7 protein-coding genes are annotated in these 6,690 nt (G+C 69.9%); 2 read left to right on the top strand and 5 right to left on the bottom strand.

Annotated elements, in window-relative coordinates; genetic code table 11:
* From V6M45_RS10945 to V6M45_RS10935, 3 genes are all read right to left on the bottom strand, one after another.
* On the bottom strand, nucleotides 1-474 hold a 474-nt coding region (locus V6M45_RS10945; RefSeq protein ID WP_332656350.1), incomplete at its 3' end, for an aldehyde dehydrogenase family protein.
* A gap of 101 nt (nucleotides 475-575) precedes the next feature.
* Entirely contained in the window at nucleotides 576-1,466 is an 891-nt protein-coding gene (locus V6M45_RS10940; RefSeq protein WP_332656348.1) for an alpha/beta fold hydrolase, read from the bottom strand.
* 39 nt (nucleotides 1,467-1,505) lie between these two features.
* Nucleotides 1,506-1,991 (bottom strand): Fur family transcriptional regulator, encoded by a 486-nt coding sequence (locus tag V6M45_RS10935; protein ID WP_332656346.1) that lies wholly within the window; start codon nucleotides 1,989-1,991, stop codon nucleotides 1,506-1,508.
* 104 nt (nucleotides 1,992-2,095) lie between these two features.
* Here V6M45_RS10935 and V6M45_RS10930 point away from each other — a divergent pair, with 104 nt between their 5' ends.
* A complete protein-coding gene (locus V6M45_RS10930; RefSeq protein WP_332656345.1) occupies nucleotides 2,096-4,123 on the top strand; it encodes a TonB-dependent receptor domain-containing protein in 2,028 nt (675 codons plus the stop codon).
* 97 nt (nucleotides 4,124-4,220) lie between these two features.
* Complete coding sequence (locus V6M45_RS10925; RefSeq protein WP_332656343.1) at nucleotides 4,221-5,015, top strand: SapC family protein; 795 nt, start codon at nucleotides 4,221-4,223, stop codon at nucleotides 5,013-5,015.
* A gap of 79 nt (nucleotides 5,016-5,094) precedes the next feature.
* Here V6M45_RS10925 and V6M45_RS10920 read toward each other — a convergent pair whose 3' ends face one another.
* Both V6M45_RS10920 and V6M45_RS10915 read right to left on the bottom strand, forming a co-directional pair.
* A complete protein-coding gene (locus V6M45_RS10920) occupies nucleotides 5,095-5,502 on the bottom strand; it encodes an acyl dehydratase (RefSeq protein ID WP_332656341.1) in 408 nt (135 codons plus the stop codon).
* A gap of 10 nt (nucleotides 5,503-5,512) precedes the next feature.
* Nucleotides 5,513-6,535, bottom strand: a complete 1,023-nt coding sequence (locus V6M45_RS10915) for an NADP-dependent oxidoreductase (RefSeq protein WP_332656339.1) — start codon at nucleotides 6,533-6,535, stop codon at nucleotides 5,513-5,515.
* Nucleotides 6,536-6,690 lie beyond the last annotated feature (155 nt).

Genomic DNA, 6,690 nt, shown 5'->3' with positions numbered 1-6,690 from the left:
CCACATCGGGATCATGGCCGGGAAGTTGAACGGGGTGATGCCCGCCACCACGCCCAGCGGCTGGCGCATCGAATAGACGTCGATGCCGGGACCGGCGCCCCAGGTGTATTCGCCCTTCAGCGCATGCGGGATGCCGCAGGCGAATTCGATCACCTCGAGCCCGCGCTGGATGTCGCCCTTCGAGTCCGCGATGACCTTGCCGTGCTCGGCCGACAGCAGTTCGGCCAGTTCGGTCATATTGGCTTCGACCAGCCGCTTGAACTCGAACATCACCCGCGCGCGGCGCTGGGGATTGGTCGAGGACCAGCCGTCGAAGGCCTGCTCCGCCGCCTGCACGGCCCGGTCCATCTCGGCGACCGAGGCCAGCTGCACCCGCGCCTGCACCTCGCCGGTGTTCGGGTTGAACACGTCGGAGAAGCGGCCCGAGGCGCCGGTGAACGAGGCGCCGGCGATGAAGTGGTTGATGTCGCGCATGGGTGAGCGTTTCCCTGAAGTGTCGGCTTGTTCTGGTTGGCGCGCGGTTTAGCCCGCCGGACGGGCGGACGCCAGTGCCCCCACCTGCGTCATGACCGGCGTCACACCGCGGCGTCGAACAGGGCGTCGCGGGCCACGTCGGCCTTCAGCATCGGGAAGAAATGGGTGCCGCCCTCGACCGTCTCGACGGTGACATGGGGCAGGCCGCGCGGGTGTTCCGCCACATGGCAGGTCGACCCCGTTTCGGCCCTGAGGATACGAACCGGGCGGTCCAGCCGCTTCAGCGCCCGCCACGGGTCGTGGCTCTGGGCGGCGTAGTTCGAGGCCTCCCATTCGGGCGGGCAGGCGAGGGCCAGGCCCTCGTCCGTCTCCAGCAATCCGTCCGCGAGATAGTCGGCCAGCATCAACTCGGGCCAGCCGCGGAAGGCGCCCCGGCCGACGTAGGCCGCCATGGCCTGCTCGCGGCTGTCGAACAGGGCGCGGCGTCGGCGGGCGTTCCTGACCAGCGGGATGCGCGATCCCATCCGGTCCAGCAGCGGCAGGTGGAAGGCCATCACCACCCAGCGGCGCCAGATCACCGGATCCAGCAGCACCAGCTTCGACACCCTGTCGGGGCGCTCGGCAGCCGCCAGCAGGGCCGAGGTGCCCCCCATCGAATGGCCGGCCAGCACCACCGGCGGCCCGTTCAGCGCATCCAGCAGGGCGACCAGATCGTCACGGTGATCAGTCCAGCCGCGCCGGCTCGCGGGGTCGGCGGGCAAGGTCGTGCGGCCGTGTCCGCGCAGGTCCGGAGCCCAGATCCGCAGGGAGCCCGACAAGGGCGCCAGCAGGCTGCGGTAGGTCATGGCGTTGAAGCCGTTGGCGTGGACGAAGATCAGATCGACCGGCCGTTTGGCGTCGCCGAAATCCAGCACGCTCATATCGCCGGCGCCCCACCGGTTGTCCACCGGCAGGCTCAGGCGACGGGGCGGGGAGAGCCGGATCGCGTCCATGTCTCCCAGATAGGCCCTGGCGCCGGTCCGCGCCAGCGGTCAGCCGGCGACGCGGCAGGCCGGACAGCGGCCGTGCGCCTCGATCGTGGTGCGTTCGATGGCGTAGCCGGCGGCGTCGGCGGCGCGTCCGAGGTCGCCCGCCACCGGCGAGGACACCTCCTGGGTCGCGCCGCAGCAGTCGCAGATCAGAAAGGCCGCCGCATGATCCGTCGATCCCGAGGTGCAGGCGACATAGGCGCTGATCGAGGCGATGCGGTGGGCCAGGCCCTTGCGCTCGAGGAATTCCAGGGCGCGATAGACGGTCGGCGGCTTGGCCGGCTGGCCGTCCTCGCCGAAGCGGGCGATCAGGTCATAGGCCTTGACCGGTTCTCCGGCCCCCAGCAGCAGCGCCAGCACACGACTGCGCGCGGCGGTCATGCGCTCGCCCTCGGCGACCAGCCGGGCTCCGGCGGCGTTGAGGGCGCTTTCGACCTCGGCTTCGCCGGGCGGACCCTCGGCATGATGATGGCAGCAGGCGTCGCCCATGCGCCACAGCTAGTCGCTCGGCCGCCGGGCCGCAACGGGCGGGCTTGACGAGCTGTGATGTTATTTCATAACACTGACGCCTCCCCGAGCCCAGGCGTCACCGAATGATCTCCCACCGTTCCTTCCTCTTCGCCCTCGCAGGCTGCACCGCCGTCGGCGGAACCGCCGCCGCCCAGACCCCGCCGCAGGAGCCGGATGTGGTCGTCGAGGACGTCATCGTCACCGGCGCGCCGTTCGGCGTCACCGACCGGGCCAGCCTGCTGGCGGTCGCCGTGCTGGACGAGGAGGATCTGGCCGTGGCTCCCGCCGCCACCCTGGGCGATCTGGTCAACGGCCTTCCCGGCGTGCGCAGCACCAATTTCGCCCCCGGGGCCAGCCGTCCGGTGATCCGCGGCCTGTCCGGCCCCCGCGTCCAGGTCCTGACCAACGGCCTCGGCATGATCGACGCCAGCTCGGTCTCGCCTGACCACCAGGTCGCGGTCGATCCGGGCGAGGCCCGGCGCATCGAGATCGTCCGCGGCCCCTCGACCCTCGTGTTCGGCGGCTCGGCCATCGGCGGCGTGGTCAACATCATCGACGACCGCATCCCGACCGCGCGGCCCGAGGGCGTCGACGGCCATGTCTCGGCCCAGTATTCGACCGTCGACGACGGCTCCAGCTTCGGCGCCGGGCTGAAGGCCGCCGCCGGTCCGCTGGTGTTCACCCTCGACGGCTTCACCCGCGACTCGTCGGACTATGACGTTCCCGTCTTCCCGGAGTCGCAGGCGCTGCTGGATGAGGAAGGCGAAACGGCCGGCGACGAGCGCACCGTCGGCAACACCTTCGTACAATTGGACCAGTACGGCGCCGGCGTCAGCTGGATCGGGTCGCGCGGCCATGTCGGGGCGTCGGTCAAACACGTCGACACCACCTACGGCGTGCCCGGTCACGCCCATGAGCCCGATCCGCTCGACCCCGACGCCGCTGAGGAAGGCGTCTTCATCGGCCTCGAGCAGACCCGCTACGATCTGCGCGGCGAGCTGACCTTCGACACGGGACCGTTCAGCGCCGCCCGCCTGTCGGCCGGCTGGGCCGATTACGCCCACACCGAGTTTGAAGGCGGCGCGGTGGGCACGCAGTTCTTCTCCGACGGCGCCGAGGGCCGATTCGAACTGATCCAGCGCGAACGCAACGGCTGGCAGGGCGTGATCGGGGCCCAGCTGCTGGACCGCACCTTCGACGCGGTCGGCGACGAAGCCTATGTGCCGCGCACCGACATCAGCGAGCAGGGCCTCTATACGGTGCAGCGGTTCGACCGCGGCGGCCTCGGCTTCGAGGGCGGGCTGCGCCTCGACAACCGGTCGCTGGAAAGCGTGGCGGGCAAGCGGGACTTCTCGAACGTCTCGGCCTCCGCGGGCCTGTTCTTCCGCCCGGGCGCGCCCCTGTTCCTCGGCCTCAGCCTCGCCCGCAACGAGCGCGCGCCCAGCGAGGTCGAACTGTTCGCCGAGGGCCCCCACGTCGCCACCGGCGCCTTCGAGGTCGGCGACATCGACCTCGACCCCGAGGTGGCCACCTCGCTTGAGGCCACCGTCCACTACGCCCGGGGGCCGTTCGAGGGCGATCTGCACGCCTATGCGGCCGACTACGACGGCTTCATCGACCTGCGGCCGACCGGCGTCGAGGATGTCGATTCCGGCCTGCCGATCTTCGAGTATGTCCAGACCGCCGCCGAATTCCGGGGCTTCGAGGCCGAGGCGGAATACCGGCTTTGGGAAAGCGGCCAGCGCAGCCTGACCCTGACCGGGGCCGCCGATCTGGTTCGGGCCTCGACCGATCTGGGCCCGGCCGCGCGCATCCCGCCGTGGTCGGCCACGGCCGGCCTGGAATGGGCGTCGCGCCGCTTCGACGCCGGGCTGGAGGTCCGTCACGTCGGCGGGCAGGACCGTACCGCCGCCTTCGAACGGCCGACGGACAGCTACACCCTGGTCGCCCTGAAGGGCGCGGTGAGGCCGTTCGCGGATAGCAACGTCACCGTCTTCGCCGAGGCGTCCAACCTGACCGACGCCGAGGCGCGTGAGCACGCCAGCTTCCAGAAGGACATCGCGCCGCTTCCGGGCCGCAGTCTCCGGGCGGGGGTGACCTGGCGCTTCTGAGCCGCCTGCAACGCGCAGGGGAACCCCGTTTGCCGCCCGGGACCGTCTGGGCTAGAAGCGCGCTTCCCTTTTCTCATCCAGAGCTCGTTTCGCGTCCATGACCGACACCACCGCCAACGCCAGTCCGCTCTCGGGCAACGTCCTGTTCTACGGCAAGCCGGAACCGCTTTCGGTCGAGGCGCACAGCGCGCTCGGCGTCGACCCGGTCGAACAGCCCTACGCCTTCGCGGCCGCGACCAACATCGTGCCCCTGACGGTCACCGAGTTCGCGCCGGCGGCCCTCAGCTATCCGGTGATCTTCGTCGGCGACGCCCGCCAGCCGGTCGCCGTCATGGGCCTGCGCCCCGGCGAGAACCTGTTCGTCAGCGACGCCGGAGCCTTCCGCCCCGAGTCCTACATTCCGGCCTATGTGCGCCGGTATCCGTTCGTCTTCGCCAATGACGAGGTCCAGAAGCGGCTGATCCTGTGCGTTGATCGCGAGGCTCCCTTCATCAAGGAAGGCGGCGCCACGCCGCTGTTCGTCGAGGGCAAGCCGTCGCCCTACGTCGAGCAGGCGATGGAGTTCTGCAACAATTTCGAACAGGAGCGCCTGCGCACCGAGGCCTTCGTCAAACTGCTGACCGACCTCGACCTGCTGGAGACCCGCGAGGCCCTGTTCACCCCGCGCAATCCGGACGGCACGAGCGCCGCGCCGCAGAAGATCGCCGAATATTTCGCCGTCTCGGAAGACAAGCTGAAGGCCCTGCCGGCCGAGAAGCTGGCCGAGCTGCGCGACAACGGCGCCCTCGGGCAGATCTACGCCCACCTGGTCTCGCTGCTGGGCTGGGATCGGCTGATCGCCATCGCCTTCCAGAAGGCCGCCGCCAGCCAGCCGGCCGCCGGCAACGCCTGAGGGCCCGGCGCGCCGCCGAGGCGCGCTGACGACTCGTTGAAAAGCCCCGTCCGGTTCGCCGGGCGGGGCTTTTTTTCGCTCAGCGGCGCGCCAGCAGCGCCCGCGTCAGGCAGGAGAAGACCAGTCGTCCGGCCTCGTCGAGCAGATCGTGCTGGGCGATGACGATGCCCTTCTCGTCGCCGACCGGATCCTTGCCCATCACGGTCATCCGCCCGCGCATCAGCTCGCCCGAGGGCGGGTTGCGCATGTACCGCAGGCCGTCGACGGCGAGGATCTTGGACTGGGCCCAGCTGGACACCTTGTCCGCGAACAGCCGGCTCCACAGGGCGTAGACCATGGCGTCGGGCGCGCCGTAGGAGACGTCCCAGCCGGGCGAGAAGCGTTCGACGAACACCTCCATCGCGCCGTCGTCGACCATGCAGGCGCCGAGCGGGATCACCTCCCCCACGGCCAGGTCCTCGAAATGCACGTGGAGCGGTTCGCTCATCCGGGATCCCTCAGCCGGCGGGCTCTTCGGACACCCGCACCAGCAGCTTGCCGTCGTGGTCGCCGGTGAACAAGCGGTTCAGCGACCCGAGCGCATTCTCCAGTCCGTCGTCGACATGGACCTTCCACTTGACCTCGCCGCTGTGCAGCCACGGCCCCATCTCGGCGACCATCTCGCGGGCGCGCGGCGCATAATCCAGCACCAGGAAGCCCTGCACCGTCAGCCGGTGGGTGATGATCCGGGCGAAATTCGGCGACGGCGGCGCCTTGGTCGCGTTGTAGGCCGAGATCAGACCGCACACCGCCATGCGGCCATGCGTCTTCAGCCGGTTGAACACGGCGATCATGATGTCGCCGCCGACGTTCTCGAAATTCATTTCCACGCCGTCGGGCGCCAGCCGGTCCAGCGCCTCGCCGACATCCTCGTTCTTGTAGTCGATGGCGGCGTCGAACCCGAGCTCTTCGGTCAGCCAGCGGCATTTGTCCGGGCCGCCGGCGATGCCGATCACACGGGCGCCCCGCGCCTTGGCCACCTGGCCGGCGATCGAGCCGACCGCCCCCGCCGCGGCCGAGATCACCATCGTCTCCCCGGGCTTGGGTTTGAGCACGTCGGTCACGCCGAAATAGGCGGTCAGGCCAGTCATCCCCAGCACCGACAGATTGGCCGTCAGGGGCAGGCCGGGCGCCCGGTGAACCGGCCGCAGCTCCATCTCCGGCACGACGGCGTAGTCAGCCCAGCCGCCCGACAGCGGGGTGACGATGTCGCCGGCCCGGAACCGGCTGGACCGGCTTTCCTCGACCACGCCGAGGGTCAGGCCGCGCATCACCCCGCCCAGCGGCACCGGCGGCAGATAGCCTTCCGAGTCGTTCATCCAGGTGCGGTTGGTGGGGTCCAGCGACAGATAGACGGTGCGGACCAGCACCTCGGACTCGTTCAACGCCGGGACAGGCCCCTCGACCAACTCCAGGTCGCCCGGCTTGACCAGGCCCTTCGGCCGCTGGCGCAGCACCCACTGCCGATTGACGCGAGCCATGGCCGTCTCCCTTTGCTGACGCTGTCGCCCAAAGGGCGTCTCAAGCGCACGTTTTCTTTCAGGACGGGCCATCATGACGAGGCCGCGCGGCCTGTCCAGCATGACACGAAGAAAAAGGCGGACCGCAGAGGATCCGCCTGAAGTGGCATCATCGA

It is taken from the genome of Brevundimonas sp., from assembly GCF_036676055.1.
GTDB lineage: Bacteria > Pseudomonadota > Alphaproteobacteria > Caulobacterales > Caulobacteraceae > Brevundimonas.
The sequence above is the reverse complement of the archived record's forward strand: the minus strand, read 5'-3'. Positions and strand labels throughout refer to the sequence as shown.

Bases quoted from the DNA above. Each gene is read 5' to 3' on its own strand.
- V6M45_RS10940 (WP_332656348.1), bottom strand. From the start codon at position 1,466: ATGGACGCGATCCGGCTCTCCCCGCCCCGTCGCCTGAGCCTGCCGGTG.
- V6M45_RS10935 (WP_332656346.1), bottom strand. From the start codon at position 1,991: ATGGGCGACGCCTGCTGCCATCATCATGCCGAGGGTCCGCCCGGCGAA.
- V6M45_RS10930 (WP_332656345.1), top strand. From the start codon at position 2,096: ATGATCTCCCACCGTTCCTTCCTCTTCGCCCTCGCAGGCTGCACCGCC.
- V6M45_RS10925 (WP_332656343.1), top strand. From the start codon at position 4,221: ATGACCGACACCACCGCCAACGCCAGTCCGCTCTCGGGCAACGTCCTG.
- V6M45_RS10920 (WP_332656341.1), bottom strand. From the start codon at position 5,502: ATGAGCGAACCGCTCCACGTGCATTTCGAGGACCTGGCCGTGGGGGAG.
- V6M45_RS10915 (WP_332656339.1), bottom strand. From the start codon at position 6,535: ATGGCTCGCGTCAATCGGCAGTGGGTGCTGCGCCAGCGGCCGAAGGGC.